Source organism: Riemerella columbipharyngis (assembly GCF_900101995.1).
Classification (GTDB): Bacteria; Bacteroidota; Bacteroidia; order Flavobacteriales; family Weeksellaceae; genus Riemerella; species Riemerella columbipharyngis.
The window spans coordinates 111,215-129,762 of sequence record NZ_FNAS01000004.1 but is presented as its reverse complement, the minus strand read 5'-3'; the positions used below and the strand labels follow the sequence as shown (position 1 = coordinate 129,762).

At 36.7% G+C, this 18,548-nt stretch carries 15 protein-coding genes and 2 tRNA genes; 1 reads left to right on the top strand and 16 read right to left on the bottom strand.

What is annotated here, in order from left to right; genetic code table 11:
• Nucleotides 1-28 precede the first annotated feature (28 nt).
• Genes hemW through BLS89_RS03740 form a run of 4 tightly spaced genes read right to left on the bottom strand, consistent with a single transcriptional unit; the run spans nucleotide 29 to nucleotide 4,280 of the window.
• Nucleotides 29-1,153 carry a radical SAM family heme chaperone HemW gene (gene hemW / locus BLS89_RS03755; protein WP_092736172.1) on the bottom strand — a complete coding sequence of 375 codons (1,125 nt, stop codon included), beginning with the start codon at nucleotides 1,151-1,153 and terminating at the stop codon, nucleotides 29-31.
• A gap of 9 nt (nucleotides 1,154-1,162) precedes the next feature.
• Complete coding sequence (locus BLS89_RS03750; RefSeq protein ID WP_092736171.1) at nucleotides 1,163-2,122, bottom strand: PorP/SprF family type IX secretion system membrane protein; 960 nt, start codon at nucleotides 2,120-2,122, stop codon at nucleotides 1,163-1,165.
• Nucleotides 2,123-3,184 carry an RluA family pseudouridine synthase gene (locus BLS89_RS03745; RefSeq protein ID WP_092736170.1) on the bottom strand — a complete coding sequence of 354 codons (1,062 nt, stop codon included), beginning with the start codon at nucleotides 3,182-3,184 and terminating at the stop codon, nucleotides 2,123-2,125.
• Between the two features lie 40 nt (nucleotides 3,185-3,224).
• Entirely contained in the window at nucleotides 3,225-4,280 is a 1,056-nt protein-coding gene (locus BLS89_RS03740) for a PASTA domain-containing protein (protein WP_092736169.1), read from the bottom strand.
• A 382-nt stretch (nucleotides 4,281-4,662) separates the two neighbouring features.
• On the opposite strand from BLS89_RS03740, the gene lpdA reads away from it, so the two are divergent.
• On the top strand, nucleotides 4,663-6,066 hold the full coding sequence (gene lpdA / locus BLS89_RS03735) for a dihydrolipoyl dehydrogenase (protein WP_092736168.1): 1,404 nt from the start codon (nucleotides 4,663-4,665) through the stop codon (nucleotides 6,064-6,066).
• Between the two features lie 83 nt (nucleotides 6,067-6,149).
• Here lpdA and BLS89_RS03730 read toward each other — a convergent pair whose 3' ends face one another.
• The 12 genes from BLS89_RS03730 to BLS89_RS03675 form a co-directional block, all read right to left on the bottom strand.
• A complete protein-coding gene (locus tag BLS89_RS03730) occupies nucleotides 6,150-6,527 on the bottom strand; it encodes a hypothetical protein (protein WP_092736167.1) in 378 nt (125 codons plus the stop codon).
• Nucleotides 6,528-6,663: 136 nt separating this feature from the next.
• Nucleotides 6,664-8,337 carry a formate--tetrahydrofolate ligase gene (locus BLS89_RS03725; protein WP_092736166.1) on the bottom strand — a complete coding sequence of 558 codons (1,674 nt, stop codon included), beginning with the start codon at nucleotides 8,335-8,337 and terminating at the stop codon, nucleotides 6,664-6,666.
• A 181-nt stretch (nucleotides 8,338-8,518) separates the two neighbouring features.
• Entirely contained in the window at nucleotides 8,519-11,032 is a 2,514-nt protein-coding gene (locus BLS89_RS03720) for a M1 family metallopeptidase (protein ID WP_092736165.1), read from the bottom strand.
• A 380-nt stretch (nucleotides 11,033-11,412) separates the two neighbouring features.
• Nucleotides 11,413-11,486: transfer RNA gene (locus BLS89_RS03715), tRNA-Asp, on the bottom strand.
• 30 nt (nucleotides 11,487-11,516) lie between these two features.
• A tRNA-Asp gene (locus BLS89_RS03710) sits at nucleotides 11,517-11,590 on the bottom strand.
• A gap of 160 nt (nucleotides 11,591-11,750) precedes the next feature.
• Nucleotides 11,751-12,068, bottom strand: a complete 318-nt coding sequence (trxA, locus tag BLS89_RS03705) for a thioredoxin (protein ID WP_092736164.1) — start codon at nucleotides 12,066-12,068, stop codon at nucleotides 11,751-11,753.
• Between the two features lie 69 nt (nucleotides 12,069-12,137).
• Nucleotides 12,138-13,292 (bottom strand): cysteine desulfurase family protein, encoded by a 1,155-nt coding sequence (locus BLS89_RS03700; RefSeq protein ID WP_092736163.1) that lies wholly within the window; start codon nucleotides 13,290-13,292, stop codon nucleotides 12,138-12,140.
• A 3-nt stretch (nucleotides 13,293-13,295) separates the two neighbouring features.
• A complete protein-coding gene (locus tag BLS89_RS03695; RefSeq protein WP_092736162.1) occupies nucleotides 13,296-13,796 on the bottom strand; it encodes a hypothetical protein in 501 nt (166 codons plus the stop codon).
• Between the two features lie 21 nt (nucleotides 13,797-13,817).
• Complete coding sequence (locus BLS89_RS03690; protein WP_092736161.1) at nucleotides 13,818-14,405, bottom strand: HAD family hydrolase; 588 nt, start codon at nucleotides 14,403-14,405, stop codon at nucleotides 13,818-13,820.
• A 124-nt stretch (nucleotides 14,406-14,529) separates the two neighbouring features.
• Nucleotides 14,530-15,669, bottom strand: coding sequence for an inorganic phosphate transporter (locus BLS89_RS03685; RefSeq protein ID WP_092736160.1), 1,140 nt, complete (start codon nucleotides 15,667-15,669; stop codon nucleotides 14,530-14,532).
• A gap of 20 nt (nucleotides 15,670-15,689) precedes the next feature.
• Nucleotides 15,690-16,328: a DUF47 domain-containing protein gene (locus BLS89_RS03680; protein WP_092736159.1), complete on the bottom strand. Its 639-nt coding sequence runs from the start codon at nucleotides 16,326-16,328 to the stop codon at nucleotides 15,690-15,692.
• A gap of 165 nt (nucleotides 16,329-16,493) precedes the next feature.
• The gene (locus BLS89_RS03675) at nucleotides 16,494-18,152 is read right to left on the bottom strand and encodes a DEAD/DEAH box helicase (protein ID WP_092736158.1); all 1,659 of its coding nucleotides are present in this window, start codon (nucleotides 18,150-18,152) and stop codon (nucleotides 16,494-16,496) included.
• Nucleotides 18,153-18,548: the final 396 nt, after the last annotated feature.

The following is an 18,548-nucleotide window of genomic DNA, read 5'->3' as shown; positions in this document are numbered from 1 at the left end:
AGCTTTGCAAAAATAAGTATTTTTTAGACTAAACTAAAAATAAATCCGAAGCTATCCCGTCTGCCATAAACCAATGTGCTTCGGGAATTTTAAGAAAGCCATTATCTACCACCAAAATTCCGGATGCTAATTTCTGCTGAATTTCTTGATCAAAATAATCCCATATCTCGCGGGAAAAATCTGCCTTCAGCCTTGATAAAGACACGCCCCACATTGTCCTTAGCCCTATCATTATCATCTCATTATATCGGTCTTTCTCGGATAAAAGTTCTTGTTCGGACGGCAACTTATCTTCTGACAAATGCTTGATGTAAAGAGAATTATTAGCCACATTCCACATTCTTCTCAATGTACCGTCATAAGAGTGTGCAGACGGACCAATACCAAGATACGGCAGATAAGCCCAATAGCCCGAATTGTGTTTGGAATGGTAGCCTTCAAGGGCAAAATTGGAAATTTCGTAATGTAGAAAACCATTAGCCCTCAATAACTCAGACATATAATAAAACTGCTCGTTCTGCACATTTTCCTCCGGGGGCAATATTTTTTTTGTTTTAATCCATTGATGGACAGCCGTTTTAGGCTCTACCGTAAAGGCATAAGAAGATATATGCGGAATGCCTAATTCCAAAGTTTTCTGTAAGTTTTTTTTCCACTGCGTCATATCCGAAGCCGGTGAGCCATAGATTAAATCTATACTGATATTTTCAAACTCGAAGTCCTGAGCACATTTCACGGCATATTCCGCCTCCGAAGCATTGTGAGCACGGTTCATTAACTTCAAATCCGTATCAAAAAAACTCTGAATACCGATGCTCAATCTGTTAATAGGTGTATGTGAGAGCTGTTTGAGGTAATTCTTATCCAAATCATCGGGATTAGCTTCTATTGTGATTTCAATATTTTCATCAAAATCAAAATACCTCAGTACTTCGTCTATAAGCGAATGGATCTCATCCACAGTCAAAATAGACGGTGTCCCTCCTCCGAAATAAAGCGTTTTAAGTATTTTATCATTAAGAAAATTCTGTCTTAGTTTCAATTCTTTTTTCATTGACAAAAGCATTTCCTCTTTCATCTTTAACGAAGTAGAAAAATGAAAATTGCAATAGCTGCACTTCTGCTTGCAAAAAGGAATATGAAAATAAATCACAAGAAAAAATTAGCGATAGCGAAAACCTCGAGAATTAATGAAATTTTCAAAATTGTACCCCAGACTCAGCATAAAGCTGTTACCTCCGAAATTCGACAACTTAGACATACTAAAATTATAAACCGCCCCGAATGTCAGACGATTGAACTCTGCCTTAATAAGCGGCGACAAGGACAACTGCTGACTTCCGAAAGGTGTTTTTGCGATGCGATAGCTTAGCCCTCCTGCAAAATAATTGCGATCGTCAGAGACTTTAGCGATAAAATTAAGGTCCGTCATTCTTGATGAATTGGTATCAAGATTAAACATTACCGACGGCTGAACGCTAAATCCTTCGTCCAAAGCATACTCATAGCCGGTATGCAAAAAATAACGCGTAGGAGACTGCTCTATACCATTGACTATAGAACGCTTATTCGTAAGCGGAATATTGACTGCGGAAAGCTCTCCGAAAAAGCTCTGATAAGAGAACTGCATTCCCAAATTAATATAAGCTATAAAGATACTGTTGCTACCATCCTGAAGATAAGGGTCGTTTGGGTCTTTCGCATTGATCTGAGACCAATCTACATTCATATTATAAAAATTCACGCCGGCTCCGAAAGAAAAAGCATCAGTCCTACTATCATCATCGCCTATCGGTATAAAATACGAAGCCCCTACAGCTAAGCCATTAGAGGATATCGGTCCGTTCTGATCTCTGAAAAAATAAGCTCCCGCACCTACCCTATCCACCACATTGGCATGAATACCCAACGATTGAATAGATGGGCCTTCTGAAAGTTTAGAAAACTGTTTTTGATAAAATCCATTTACCACCACATCATCTATAGTACCAAAATAAGAAGGATTAAATAGATATTCCCCACCCAAAAGATACTGATGGTAATAGGGTACAGTCTCTTGGGCTTTAGCGAAAACCGTCAAAACCGATAATACTAAAATATTATACTTTAAGAATTTCTTCATTTAATTAAAACTCAAATAGTTTCTCCACTTATCCACCGCATCTTGCATATCTTTGGGCATAGGACTTTCAAAATACATCTCCTTTTTAGTCGTAGGATGAATAAAGCCTAATGTATGTGCGTGTAAAGCGTGGCGTGGCAAAATCTCGAACACATTCCGAACAAACTGTTTGTACTTAGGAAGGTTAATACCTCTAAGAATCTGATTTCCCTCGTAGCGTTCATCATTAAACAATGTATGCCCTATATGCTTGAAATGGGCTCTTATCTGATGTGTCCGCCCGGTCTCCAGCTTGCATTCCACCCAAGTCATATATCTAAATCGTTCCAATACCTTGTAGTGGGTAACGGCGTGCTTACCATGACTACCATCCTCGAAAACCGCCATTTGCATACGATTTTTGAGGTGTCTGCCGATATGCCCTATGATGGTACCTTCATCTTCCTGTAGATTGCCCCACACAAATGCCCAATAGAGCCGTCTCGTCTTCCTTTCAAAAAATTGCTTGGCAAGAAAACTCATCGCATATTCATTTTTGGCAATCACCAATAATCCTGAGGTATCTTTATCTATCCTATGTACCAATCCTACCCTATCCAAATCGGATTTATACCCTTGCTTTTCAAAATGATAAGCCAATGCATTTACCAATGTTCCTTCCCAATTTCCAAAACCCGGGTGCACCACCATTCCGGCATCTTTGTCTACCACCAGCACATCCTCATCTTCATAAACGATATTAATGGGAATATCTTGTGGTACTATCACATTTTCTCTCGGCGGATGCGTGAGCAACACCGATATCTGGTCGAACGGCTTTACTCTATAATTTTGTTTTACAGGAGTTCCATTCACCACCACATTTCCGGCTCTGCACGATTGGGATATCTTGTTCCGAGAAGAATTTTGCCTAAAAATCAACAAAAACTTATCAATCCTCAGAGGCTCTTGATTTTTATCCACCGTGATATTGAGATGCTCATAGAGTCCCTCATTTTCTTCCCCCACTTCATCTTCCCGAAGGCTTTCTGCATCAAAATATATTTCTTCTTCCTTATTCATTTTAATTTATAAGGCTTTTTTCTTAGAACTCAATTATTATCTATTCTATAATTATTTTTCGTTTAGGACTTTCCGTAGTAGATTTAGGTTTGTCTTTTGGCTTAGGATTGCTTTCTGATTTAGTTTTAATTTCTGTTTTTAGCTTCGCTTCTATTTTGGCTTTATCGTCCGGTTTTGATTCTTTTTTAATTGAGTTTTCTTTTTCTTCTTTCTTAGGAGAGACTTTGGGCTCGGCATCAGACATATCTTGAGAAAAATCATCTTCGGATACATTATAATCTACAGTAGGTTTTATAGTAATGCGATAAATTTTGTCTAATTCATTTATCTTATTTTGCATCTCTGTCGGTGTTTTTTTACTTACCCAAATATCTACCTGCATTCCTTGGTCTCTAAGGCTTCCCGGTGAAGGATCTTGGTAATAGACTATATCCGAATCATCTATATCGGCAGTATTATCTGTATTGATTACGCCTAACTCAAAATAGGCATTTTTTATAGTTTCTTTTGCCTGCCGAAGCGTAAGCCCTATTACATTAGGAGTTGGAATATTCCGCCTCGGTCCTGTTCCTATAAGCAGCGTTATAGGTGAAAATCTTGGCAGTTTATCTCCCGGTTTTATAGGTTTATCATTAAATTGCAACCCTATCACAGCATCAGGCTGCGTACTCGGCTGATAGATAGTATCCCCTACTGTAAGCCCCACCCTCTGCAACATAGAAAAAGCCGTATTCTTATAGCGATTAAGAATATCGGGTACCAATACATCTGCATAAGTTTTAGGATTTACTTTAATGCGGACTCCTCTCCCCATCTTTACGCGTGAGCCGGAAGACGGATAAATTTGTAAAACTTGGTAAGGTCTGTATTTAGGATCAAAAGATGCACTATCTACTTCGTACTCCAAACCGGAATCATCTAAAACCTTAATGGCCTCTCTCATAGACATATTGACGACATTCGGAATAGGAATCTCCTCTCCGTGGTGGGTATGAACCGCCAGCCAACGGAAGGTAAGCCACACCAATCCACAAAATACACCGATAGCCACAATGAAATTAACCAATACTTTCCAATTGAAAAGCGATCTAAACATAATTATACTGTTTTATAAAACTTGAGCAAATATAATAAATTAAATCGTAGTAACTAATCCGCCATCTCAAATTTAATAGAAAAACCATCTCTTAAAACATTACTCTCCCAGCCGAGTATCCTCAATATTTATCTTTAACATTAGAAATAATTTTTTATCATAAAAAAAATAATCTCTTCTAAAACAACATTTATTCATAAAACTGAAAGCCAAAATTCAAACTAACTAACAAAGCTATAATAAAAATTTTGATTATATTTTAGAAAGGCTTTATATTTAGAATAGAATATTCGTTAATTTTTATCCTCCTCAAAATTTCAGTGTAAAGAATAATATTATTACATTTGTGAAAAATTAAGTAAAATCTATAAAAATAATCATAATGAATCAATTTGATGTTACCGTAATCGGTTCAGGTCCTGGCGGATATGTAGCAGCTATCCGCTGTGCACAGTTGGGTTTCAAAACAGCTATCATAGAAAAATACCCTACTCTGGGTGGCACTTGTCTGAATGTAGGGTGTATCCCCTCCAAAGCACTATTGGATAGTTCGGAACATTTTGAAAATGCCAAGCATAACTTTGCTAACCACGGCATTATCATCAACGAACCAAAAGCCGATATCAAAAGAATCATCGAGCGTAAAAATGAAGTGGTAGAACAAACTACCAAAGGGATTAACTTCCTGATGGATAAAAATAAAATTACAGTTTTTGAAGGGGTAGGAAATTTTGAATCTGCTAATAAAATCAATATTACAAAAAAAGACGGCTCTTCAGAAGCTATTGAATCTAAATATACCATTATTGCTACTGGTTCTAAGCCGTCGTCATTGCCATTTATAAATATCGATAAAGAAAGAATAATTACCTCCACAGAAGCACTTAACCTTAAAGAAATTCCAAAACATTTAATCGTAATTGGAGGAGGCGTGATAGGACTGGAACTGGGTTCTGTTTACAAAAGATTAGGGGCAGAAGTTACCGTAGTGGAATACCTGGATAGAATTATTCCTGGTATGGACGGCAGCCTGTCCAAAGAATTGCAAAAAGTATTGAAAAAACAAGGCATCAAATTTATGCTTTCTACAGCGGTATCAGCCGTGGAAAGAAATGGAGACAGCGTAAAAGTTACCGCAAAAGACAAAAAAGGGCAAGAGGTAAGTGTAGAAGGAGATTATTGTTTGGTTTCAGTGGGTAGAAGACCATACACAGATGGATTGGGATTAGAAAAAGCCGGAGTGGAATTAGACGAAAGAGGACGAGTGAAAGTAAACGACCATCTGCAGACCAATGTTTCTAATATCTACGCCATAGGCGATGTGGTAAAAGGTGTAATGCTTGCCCATAAGGCAGAGGAAGAAGGCGTTTTCGTAGCAGAACTATTGGCAGGACAAAAACCACACATCAATTATAATTTAATCCCCGGTGTAGTTTATACTTGGCCCGAAGTAGCAGGTGTAGGAAAAACCGAAGAGCAGCTAAAAGCAGAAGGCATTGCTTACAAAGTAGGAAACTTCCCTATGAGAGCTTTAGGAAGAAGCCGTGCCAGCGGAGATACAGATGGTCTGGTAAAAATTATTGCAGATGAAAAAACAGACGAAATCTTAGGTATTCATATAATAGGAGCTCGTGCTGCCGATATGATTGCAGAGGCTGTCGTTGCAATGGAGTACCGTGCAAGTGCCGAGGATATTGCAAGAATTTCCCACGCCCACCCTACCTTTACGGAAGCTATTAAAGAGGCGGCATTAGATGCTACAGGCAAGAGAGCTATTCATAGCTAATGAATGAAGTTATAAAATAAAACAGAGCGGGTAAATAATTTATCCGCTCTGTTTTTTTTATAGTGATTTCATTTCGTGAGTGACTAAGCATGATAGTGCTTTTTCACTTCTTCTAAAACATAATGCTCGTCGGAGTTTGTGGAAGTTCCTAACGATATTTTTAGATTTTTATACTGGGCTGTAGCCAGCAAATGGTTTTTTAGCTCTTCTTGAGAAATCCCCGGTCCTGTAATATACAGCTCTACACTATTCGTAATCGCTTTTTCAATTTCTTTAAAAAATTTCATACGAAGAGTATGCTCTGCATGGTGGATGGCACTTTCATTAGAATGCCCATGCTGATGCTTTTCTTTCTGTGTTTCGGAAACTTTAAATTCAGAAACCTCATGTCCATCGTGATTCTTAATAATAACAGCTTTTTGATGGTCTATCCATACTCCTGCCACTCTTTTGTCTAACATAATTTTTATTTTTAATAATTTAACTTTCTATCTCTACACAAATTTACAAAAAAAATATTGATTTTTCTTACTTAATTTTTTTCGACTTAATACATTATTTATCAATTATTTAATATTTCCATACTTAAATTTCAGTTTAGCTTAATCCTGTTATATTTCCATATTTATCAATATCCATACCTTCTGCGGCAGGGGCAGACGGAAGCCCCGGCATTCTCATTATATTACCCAAAATAGGAATAATGAATCCTGCTCCGGAAGCAAATTCAAACTCGCGTACGATTACTTTGAACCCCGTAGGTCTGCCGATTTTCTTTTCATCATCACTAAGAGACTTTTGGGTTTTTGCCATACAAACAGGTAGATTATTCAACCCTAATTCATCAATTATCTTTAAATCTTTTTTGGCTTTTGCTGTATAAACAACCCCTTCTGCACCATATATTTCCTTGGCTATGGTCTCTATTTTTTGTTCCACGCTGTCTTCTGCGGCGTAGAGCGGTTTAAATTGGCAGTCTCCGCTTTTTGCAATTTCCACTACGGCTTTGGCTAAATCTTTCATCCCTTCTCCGCCTTGGGTAAATTCATTTGCCAATATGGCTTTTACGCCGATTTTCTCACATTCTTTCTGTACAAAATCAATTTCCTCCGGAGCATCGGTAGCAAAATGATTGAGAGCGACGATTGGTTTTAATCCGAATTTAAAGGCGTTTTCAATATGTTTCTTTAAGTTCTCAATACCTTTTTTCACCAATTCTATATTTGGCGAAGCATATTCTAATTTTTTTGCTCCACCATGATACCTCAAAGCTCTTATGGTTGCCACAATTACATATGCATCGGGGTTCAAGCCGGCATAGCGGCTTTTGATATTGAGAAACTTTTCTGCCCCTAAATCTGCACCAAATCCGGCTTCCGTTACGACATAATCACTGAGCGAAAGCCCCATCTGTGTCGCGATAATACTATTAGTACCTTGTGCAATATTAGCGAAAGGTCCGCCGTGCAAAATGGCAGGATTCCCTTCCAAAGTCTGTACAAGGTTTGGTTTTATAGCATCTTTGAGTAGAATAGCCATAGCACCTTCGGCTTTTAGGTCTCGGGCGAATATCGGTTTTTTATCAAAAGTATAACCAATAAAAATATTTCCTAATCTTTGTTTTAAATCTTCAAAATCTTTGCTCAGACAAAGAATTGCCATTACTTCGGATGCCGGTGTGATATTGAACCCTTCTTCTCTCACAATGCCGTTCCCATTACCCAAACCTACCACAATCTGTCTCAGAGAGCGGTCATTCATATCCATTACGCGTTTCCACACTATGGTACTGGGGTCTATGCCAAGGTTGTTTTTAGGATTTTGCAGATTATTGTCAATCAATGCACTTAATAGATTATTTGCTTTTTCTATGGCTGCAAAATCACCAGTAAAATGAAGATTGATATCCACCATAGGAATCACCTGTGCATAGCCGCCGCCTGCCGCTCCTCCTTTAATACCGAAAATCGGTCCCAGAGAGGGCTCTCTAAGCACTACAACGGATTTTTCTCCTATCTTGTTTAAGCCGTCCGAAAGACCTATAGACACTGTCGTTTTTCCTTCTCCTGCGGGTGTGGGATTGATGGCAGAAACCAAAACCAATTTTGATTTTTTAATCTTTTCCGGCTGTATGTAGGCTAATGGAATTTTCGCTTTGTAGCGACCGTAGCATTCTAAATCATCTTCTTTAATGTTTATTTTTTCAGCAATATTTTTAATGGGCTGAATGTTTGCCTGTTGGGCTATTTCAAGGTCTGTAGGAAAGCTCATAATCGCAATGTTTTTATTAAAAGATTGAACTACAAATTTATTGAAAATCGAGCAATAATCCAATGATTTTTGAGATGATAAAAATCGCTTTTTCATATTCAGATTCATTTCTAAACATAATAAAAAAAGCCGCCTTTCCCATGAAAAAGCGACTTACAATTTTTTTTTACTGCAAAAAAACTTACTTCTTATAGCTTTCTATTACAGTATTCAAAAGGTTTATTTGTTTATTAACACTATCCTTATTGCTGGTTGTTTTTAGAAGCTGCATTTTTCTCTTTACTCCATCTTCCAGCATTTGTATTATTACCATTTTTGCTTGGGGACTATTATCCATTTCTTGCTTCGCCAAAAATAAAATTTTAGTAACAGATTCCACTGCGGCAGTATTATCACTATCCATAATCCATTGGAAGCCTTTTTCTGCAATACTGCCCTTTTTAGCATCTTGGAAATAAATGAATGGATAAAACGCTACAATCTGCCCTATGTAAGGCATTTGATTGATTAACTTGTTATTAACTATAGTTGGCAGTAATGATGATATAGTATCCTCAGATGCATTAGACAAGTCTATTTTGTCTGCTATTTCAGTAACTCTCTGGGGATCCGATGCTTGTAAGGCTAAAAGACAGCTTGTTTTCACAGCATTGGATAATGCGGAAATCCCTTTCTCGTACAGCGGAATGTATTTTTTATCCCCTGTTTTGCTCAACGCTTTAATGGCTGCTGCCTGAACTAAGGTTTTAGGATCGCTTGAAGCTAATTTTTCCACCATAGATAATGCTTCTTTTTTATGTTCTGATTTAGACAAATCAAGCGAGTTTAATGCCAATATTCTTATGCGGAAGAATGGATCTTTGAAAGCGGTAGAGACAGTTTTCAATGCAATAGGATTATCAATTTGCCTAACAGCTTCTTCAAGAGCCGTATATCGGCTTAATAATTCTTTGGACTTTGTGTATTGCAGGTAGCATTGCTCGGGAGTACGCTCGTCTGAAATTGTAGCGAGAAGTACACCGTCTGCATTAATGTTTACCAGCTGAGGTTTTTTATCCGCAGAAAAACTAAAACTATTAGAAGACTTGGCATTCACCCAAACATTTTCCCTTTTCACCTCATTACCAATATAAAGGTCTATAGCTAATGGAAATTGAAACAGTGCCGGACCAGATTGAGCTATGGTTACTGTAACTTCTTTTTTTACAGGGTCGTAGGATTGTCTGGTTTCTATAACGGGGTTGCCACTGCCGTAATACCACTGGTTAAAAAACCAATTGAGATCTTTTCCTGAAATTTCTTCCAAAGCTAAGCGAAGCTCATGAGCCTCTCCTGTTCCATAAGCATTTTCCACAAGATATTGATGAAGTCCTTCAAAGAATGCTTTATCCCCTAAATAATGCCTTAACATATTAAGGATAGCTCCTCCTTTATTATAAGATACGAGATCAAACATATTACCTTCTCTCTTATAATTAAACCTTACTAAATCCTTGGTAAAATCCATCGGATTATTTAGATATCGGTTTGCATTTTCCATAAGATGGTAATCTGCATAATCTTTATCATATTTATGCTCTAGCCAAAGATACTCAGAATAGTTTGCAAAAGATTCATTTACAGTAAGATTACTCCAGCTTTCAGCAGTTACCAAATCTCCAAACCAATGATGAAATAATTCGTGGGCTATTGTAGTTTCCCAGCGATTCTCATCTATCAGATCTCCAGGTTTTTGCTGCACCCTTTCTCCATGCACAACAGCAGTAGTATTTTCCATAGCACCGCTTACATAATCTCGGACTGCCATTTGATCGTACTTAGACCAAGGATAATCATAATTTAAGAGTTTGGAAAAATATTCCATCATTTCAGGAGTTTCTCCGAATATTTCTTTTGCATAAGGTTCATATTCTTTTTCCACATAATAGTTTACCGGTATATTTCTCCATTTATCTTTAACGACAGCAAAGTCTCCTACCCCCAGAAAGAAAAGATATGGAGCGTGCTTTTTATCCATCACCCAATGGTCCGTACGCATTCCGTTAGACTCTTTTTGGGAATCTGTTAAAATACCATTAGAGAGAGTGACATACTTGTCGGGAACCGTCATATAGATTTCTTCTGTACTTTTTTGGTTGGGTTTGTCTATTGTTGGAAACCATACAGAGTTAGCTTCAGTCTCTCCTTGTGTCCAAATTTGAGTAGGCTTATTTGGATCTTTACCTAATGGATTTATGAAATAAAGGCCTTTATCATCGCTAATGGCAGGATTGCCGCCGCCCTGTGCTACATTATTTGGACGGGCGACATAGTTAATGTAAACCTGATATTTCTCATCTTTGCTGTAAGTTTTTCCGAGATTGATTTTCAGAATATTATTTTTATACTCGTATTTCAGAGGCTTCTTTACGCCGTTATCATCCATTGCTACACTATTTATCAGCATATATTTGGCATTGAGAACAAGTGAGTCTGTAGGGTAAAAATAAGGTGCCGCCGTCAGCCATTCTTCTCCATTCATTTGTTGTTTGCCAAAATCAAAATTCACTTTGAGTTTGGTATGTATAAGACGAGTAGATCTGGTGGGTTCTGCGTGATATACCGGCTCTCTACCCGAAGTAACAGTCTGAGAAAATACTGTTTTAAAAGTAAAAAGAGAGCCTAACAATAAAATGGAAACCAATTTTCTTTTCATAATTAAGAACTTATTAAAATTTTATTTAACAAAATTTCACAGCGACTAAGTTAAGTATATTTTATAGAATTTTCAAGAAAAAAAAATAGAAGCAACTTTTTAAACACTACATAAGCCAGAATGTCTCTTCTAAGAGCTTGTTTAAAAATTAACGGACTATATTTGTATAAACCCCAAGCAAGTAATTAAAAATAAGTTAATTGTAATATTTAATAGTGTTACTTTTATATCCTTTTATGAATTAAAATTCAATTTTTAGATTTAATTTACAATATTTATTTTATAAAAAAAACAAAAACTACAAAAAATCGAAAAATTATATTTCGCTTAAAAGCATAAAAAAATCCTTCTGTAATAGAAGGATTTCTACAAATAGAATGCGATCCGGACGGGGCTCGAACCCGCGACCACCTGCGTGACAGGCAGGTATTCTAACCAGCTGAACTACCGGATCCTAATAAATATATTATAAACTCTCAAAATGCGATCCGGACGGGGCTCGAACCCGCGACCACCTGCGTGACAGGCAGGTATTCTAACCAGCTGAACTACCGGATCTGAACTAAAATATTTCAATAGTCTCACTATGAGCTACTACTCTTTGTTTTATTGCTGTGCAAATTTAAAACTTTTTTTTTACTACACAAATAAAAATGATATAAAAAAGCACCTCCAAAAAGGAAAGTGCTCATTATCAAATCAATTATTTTTAGTATTACTACAAATAAGCTGATAATTTCTCTGCTATAACAGCTTTTGGAGATACTCCTACCAACTTATCTACCACTTCCCCATTTTTGAATATTAAAACCGTAGGTATATTTCTAATACCATACTCCATAGATACTTGTTGGTTATTATCCACATCTACTTTTCCCACTACTGCCTTTCCTTCAAAATCATTAGCAAGTTCATCTATAATAGGGCCAAGCATTTTACATGGTCCACACCATACAGCCCAAAAGTCTACCAATACAGGCTTATCTGATTCTAACACAATTTCTTTGAAATTACTGTCTGTGATTTCTAACGCCATAATTTTTCTTTTTATTTAATTAAACATTTTGCAAATTTACATTTTTTCATTAAAACAACATCTATATCACTAATTGTTTTTATCTATAGATTCTATCTCCAGCAGAGCATTTACCAGCACATCTATTTCTTCTCTTGTTGTTAAATGACTAAAAGACACACGCATAGGCGTACAGACATCCATCTCATCTTCATCTAAAATAGACATCATCACCATAGAGGGTTTACCCGCCCCGGAACTACAAGCACTCCCCTGGGATATGGCAATCCCTTTCATATCCAGTTGTAAACCTAATAACGGATTTTTATATGGTAAAAGGACGCTCAGCAGTGTATAGAGGCTGTGTTCTTTCTCCGCACTCCGCCCATTGAATTTAACACCTTGGATTTTTTCCGAAAGCCGCTCTATTGCATAGTCTTTTATCTCCTGCATATGCTCTGAGTATTCTTTCATATGGTCTAATGACAGCTCCAAAGCTTTTCCCAACCCAACTATACCACACACATTTTCGGTACCTGCTCTTAGACTTCTCTCCTGCGGTCCACCTGTTATCAATGCTTTCAACCCTGTAGATTTTCTCACAAAAGCAAACCCAGTCCCTTTAGGACCGTGAAATTTATGGGCACTGCACGAGGCAAAATCCACTGGTATTTTAGAAAAATCCAAATCAATATGAGCCACGGTCTGCACCGTATCCGAGTGGTAGAGGGCATTGTATTCCTTGCACAACTTAGCAATACGCTCTATATCATAAATATTTCCTATTTCATTGTTTACATGCATTAGCGTTACGAGTGTTTTCTTCTCAGAAGATTTAAGTAGCTCCTCTAATTTGTTTAGGTCTAAATCTCCTTTTTCATTAGGGCGGAGATAGACCAGTTCTACTCCTTTTCTTTTCTTCATATCAAGACAAGTCTCTGCTACACACTTATGCTCTAGTGGCGAAGTGATAATACGCTCTACCTCCAGATGCTCTACGCAAGACTTGATTATCATATTATTAGACTCCGTGCCACACGAGGTAAAAACTATTTCTCCCGGCTGCACTTTCAGTGCATTCGCTACCAAACGGCGGACTTCTTCTATTTTGGTTTTAGCCTCTTGCCCTATGCTGTGGGTAGAAGACGGATTACCGTATTGTTCTTTCATAGATGCCACCATAGCTTCTATTACTTCATTCGTAAGCGGCGTCGTAGCGGCATTATCCAAATATACTCTATTCATAGCTTATTTAAGTACAATATTTTTGAATTCAAAGTTTGACGGAACTGAAAAAACCATCCAAGGTCTCGTTACTATTTGCTCTACATACTGCATTTGCCCGGGAGAAAAAGGTTTTGTTTTCTCTTTTCCTTTGAGATAAACTTCCAAATCATCTCCGGAAACTTTTATGCTATCTATCCCTTTTGGGGTATGCACGCCCGAGCGAAACTCTCCCAAAGCGTAATAAATGACTTTTTGGTTTTTAGGGAATTTTAACAAATCTTTACTTTTATTATCCTTCTCTACCAAGAATAAACCACTATTCTCTCCATTCAGAACTTTATCCAGCTCTTGCTGATTTTTTAGAATTCTATATTCTCTGGAAGCAGAACCTCCATTAGTAGCCGAGTAAAATAAGTATTTTCCAAATACTATTTCATTCTTGTTTTCCATAAGAGTTAATTTCTTTTGCGAATTACACATCACGAACAATCCTAAAACACTTGTTAATAATATTTTTTTCATAGTAAATATTTGTTGGCTAAGTTAGTGAAAAAATTGAAATAAACCTTCATTTGCCCAATTTAACATTGATTTATCCCCTTTAGTATCTCCAAAAGCAATGCTTTTATCATACCTAAGCCCCTCTACTGCCTTATTGATTCTACGGACTTTCTCCTCTCCATTACAGTTCTTAGTAGCAAACCTTCCTGTAAAAATATCATCTTTATAAAGTGCTTCGGTAGATAATAAATTCATTCCAAACTCTTCCGCAAAAGGTCTCACCCAAATATCCAACGAGGCCGTTACCAGAAAACAATATGTATGCCCTCTGTCTATTTTTTTGATAAATTCTAATGCTGCCGGTCTTATGATTTTGGGATAATAAGTCCTGAAAAACGCATCTGCCGTTTCTTCAAGCCGCGATTTTTTTTCTCCTTTCAATATGGAAGCAATAAAACTTTGTTTCACTTTGGTATTATTCAGAAGCCCTAATTTGAGCAAAACGAAAAGCGGAATGTATTTGATAAACTGCACTCTAAATTTACCTTTGTTATAAAACTTCAGAAACAGGAACATCGTGTCTTTGGTGGTAAGTGTTCCATCAAAATCAAATAAATACAGTTTTTTCATAGCTCAAAATATTTACAAAGGTAAATTTTTTCGTTCTATTTTTAAGGTGCCGTTTCATTTTTATAAAAAAGTCTGTAATAAAATAAATTATCACAGACTATTTCAAATACCATTACATCAAGTACTATATCCACATCACAAGCATATAGCACAATGCAGCTACTATGGCACTAATAGGAATGGTAAGTATCCATGCCCACAGCAAACTTATCGTAATCCCCCACCTTACGGCTGAAACTCTTTTGGTAAGCCCCACTCCTATAATAGATCCGGATAATGTATGCGTAGTAGATACAGGAATACCAAAATGCTCTGTGATAAAGAGCGTTACAGCTCCAGCAGCTTCTGCACAAACACCTTCTAAAGAAGTAACTTTTGTAATTTTGGTCCCCATCGTTTTTACGATTTTCCATCCGCCGCTCATCGTTCCCAATCCCATTGCAAGAAAAGAAACAAAAGGCACCCAAAAATAATGTTGTGTAAAATAATTAAACCTATCTGCCGGCAGTTTATTGAGATAATCGGGATCCTTAATGATAACCACATGATAAAAAATTACCGCTGCACCTATCACTCCCATTACCTTCTGCGAGTCATTAAGACCATGAGACAAACTTAGTCCCGCTGACGAAAGCAATTGTAATTTTTTGAACCAATTATCTGCTTTATTTGGCTTTGTATTTTTGAATATATTTTCAATAATTAATGTAATAATGATGGAAATAACCATACCTATAAGCGGTGCCAAAAATATAAATAAGAATGTAGGAATCACCTTGCTATACCTCACCACATCTTGCCCAAAAAGCTGATGAAAAGCTCTGCCAACCGTCTGAAAAAAAGACAATCCCGGATTGGCTTGTACCACAGCGTAATAATCCTGCATATAGGCGTGCATAAGAGCCGCACCCAAGAATCCGCCTATAAGCGTATGAGAAGAAGACGAAGGTATACCAAACCACCAAGTAAACAGATTCCAAAAAATGGCAGCTACAAGACCTGCAAATATCACATTGAGATTGACAAAATCCTCGTTTACAATCTTAGCAATAGTATTGGCTATATTAAATTCTTTCAACACAAAATAAGCAATAAAAAACGCCGAAAAATTCCAAAACGCAGCCCAAAGAACAGCTTGAAAAGGCGTAAGAACTTTAGTAGAGACTATTGTAGCAATAGAATTGGCCGCATCGTGAAATCCATTGATAAAATCAAATAGTAGAGCTATTGCAATAATCAATATTAAAAGTATAGGTATATCCATAGGATTAAAATCAAAAAAAATTAAGAATACTTAATGATAATACTGTCTATCACATTAGCTACATCTTCTGCCTTGTCCGTTACTTTTTCCATATAGCTCAAAACCTGGCTTACTTTGATGACATTGATGGCATCTCCTGTTTCAAAAAGCTGTATCATTGCATTACTAAGCACATCATCTGCTAAGTTTTCGTAGCTGTTTATCTTAATGGTAGATTCTTTTACCGCTTGGATATTTTTGAAATCTTTAAGGTTAATAATAGCATTTCTTATCTCCAAACAAGCTTTCTGTATGAGAAGCGTAAGCTCTGCAAACGAATTATTCTTAGGACTTTTATAGAGGAAAATATACTTAGAAGAGGCATACATATAGTCTGCTATATCATCTAAAGCACTGGTAAGATGGTGGATATCTTCCCTATCAAAAGGCGTGATGAAATTTTTACTCAGCTCTGTATAAATTTTATGAGTAGTATTGTCGTTTTTATGTTCATACTCACTCATTTTCTTCAGAAGAGAATCATCATTGATATCAAAATCTTTCAACCCTTCGTGGAAGGTATTAGACATTTCTACTAAGGTATCTGCTACCTCTTCGAATAATGTGAAAAATACTTTATCTTTAGGTTGGAATGCCTTAAAAATATTACCTATTCCCATTTTATTATTTTGTTTTAATTCAAGATGCAAATATCAAAAATAAACTTAATCCAAAGTTAAATTTAATATTAACTTTTATTAACATATGAGAAATATCACGACCAAAAAAAATGTCTCACAACACAAGACTGCGAGACAACACGCTATAATTCTGATAGAAAGGACTTAATTTGCTACTTCTGCGCGCATTTCTTTACCTTTGAATTTCATAGAAGATATATTATTCAAAATCTCTTGCCTAAAAGGCTTTTCCACTTCAAAGAAAGTAAATTTATCCAATATCTCTATATCTCCAATGTCCGGTCTTTTTTTAGCTTTTTTAGTTGCTTTATTGATGATGTCCAGCATATCGGTCTTTTTCAGTTTGTCTTTTTTACCAAGATTGAAAAAGAAACGAACCATATTCGAGCTTGTGTTTCTGGATTTTCTCATTCTTCTATCACCTCCTCTATCTCTTCTTCCCCGCTCTCTTCGGCTTTCTTTAATATCCTCTTCTCTGTGTAGCTTTTGCTCGGACAGGTCATTTCTATGTTGGTAATAAAGTGCCAATTCCCTCAGCTGAAGCTGTAATAAACGATGGGCTAATTCTTCTTTGCTAAATTCCGACAAATCCGGAATAAGACAGTCATCAAATTCAAAAAAATCTTCGTGCTCTGTAAACAGTTTTTCAAAAACGCCTTTCACTTGGGCCTTGATAATATCCTCTCCCTTCGGGATTTTGTTTTCTTTAATCTCTATCTTAGTCTGAGATTTTATTTGTTTCAATTTTCGTGTTTCCTCCGGCTTGATAAGTGCCATAGAAATCCCGTCTTTACCGGCACGCCCTGTTCTTCCGCTTCTATGCACGAATACCTCCGGATCGTCTGGCAGAGAATAATGTACCACATGGGTAAGAGAATCCACATCAAGACCACGAGCCGCCACATCGGTAGCTACCAAAATATCAATATTTTTCAGTCTAAACTTTTTCATCACCGTATCACGCTGTGCTTGGGACAAATCTCCGTGCAAAGCATCTGCTGCATAGCCGTTTTGCATCAAAAAATCTGCCACATCTTGCGTTTCCATTCTGGTACGGCAGAAGATAATGGAGTACTGATTAGGATTAGCATCTATAAGTCTTTTCAGGGCTTCTTTCTTTTGGCGGTAGTTTACGACATAGTATTCGTGTGAAATGTTTTTTTTCACCTCGTTGATAGAGCCTACCGAAATACGGTGAGGATTGGTAAGATAATTTTTAGAAATCCGCTCCACTTCTTTATTCATTGTTGCAGAAAAAAGAAGCGTTTGTTTAGTATCCGGCGTTTCGCTGAGAATCGTTTCCAAATCGTCTTTGAAACCCATTGAAAGCATTTCATCAGCCTCATCCAGAACGAGCCAATTTATCTTTGAAAAATCAAGTGCTTTTCTATTGATAAGGTCTATCACTCTACCCGGCGTCCCCACTATAATCTGAGGTTTTTCCCTCAGTTTTCTGATTTGATCCGTAATGCTGCTCCCTCCATATACTGCCACGCTTTTAATCTTTGGCAAAAATTTGGAGTAGTTCGCAATATCTTTTGAAATCTGCAAACAAAGCTCTCGAGTAGGGCAAAGCACCAAAAGCTGTATCACTCGGCTTTTATCGTCTATCATATCCAAAATAGGCAAGGAAAAAGCAGCAGTTTTGCCTGTTCCCGTCTGTGCCAGCGCAATAAGGTCTCGGATGTCTGAAGAAATAAAAGGAATGGTTTGTTTTTGGATTTCCGTAGGGCTTTCGAAGCCCAATTCACCAACAGCCTTGAGAAGCTCAGGGCTAAGGTTGGTTTCGCTAAATAAATTCATTAAGTATTGTAAAATTTTTGCAAAGATAATGATTTTTCTCGACTTACCGATTTTTACTACCATAAACTTAATTCTAAAAACACCTCTTTAGCCGCTTTTGAATACCTGCAAGAAATTTAACTGAACATTAAAAGACAATCTAATTTTATCATTTGAAACGATTCTAATACAATTGTTTTAATTCCCCTCCCCTATACTTTTTTTTTAAAATAAACTCCAATAAGTGATTTCAGCGTTCTTCATTTTAATCCTTTTCTCTCCTTGTTGTCCAAATAGAGAGTTTATAACTCACAAATATCCGCTAAATTCTATTCTTATAAATGCATTTAATGATTCTATTTTTATATACAATTTAGGCTCAACAAATCCTAAACAAGTTTTTTTTGTATCTTTGAG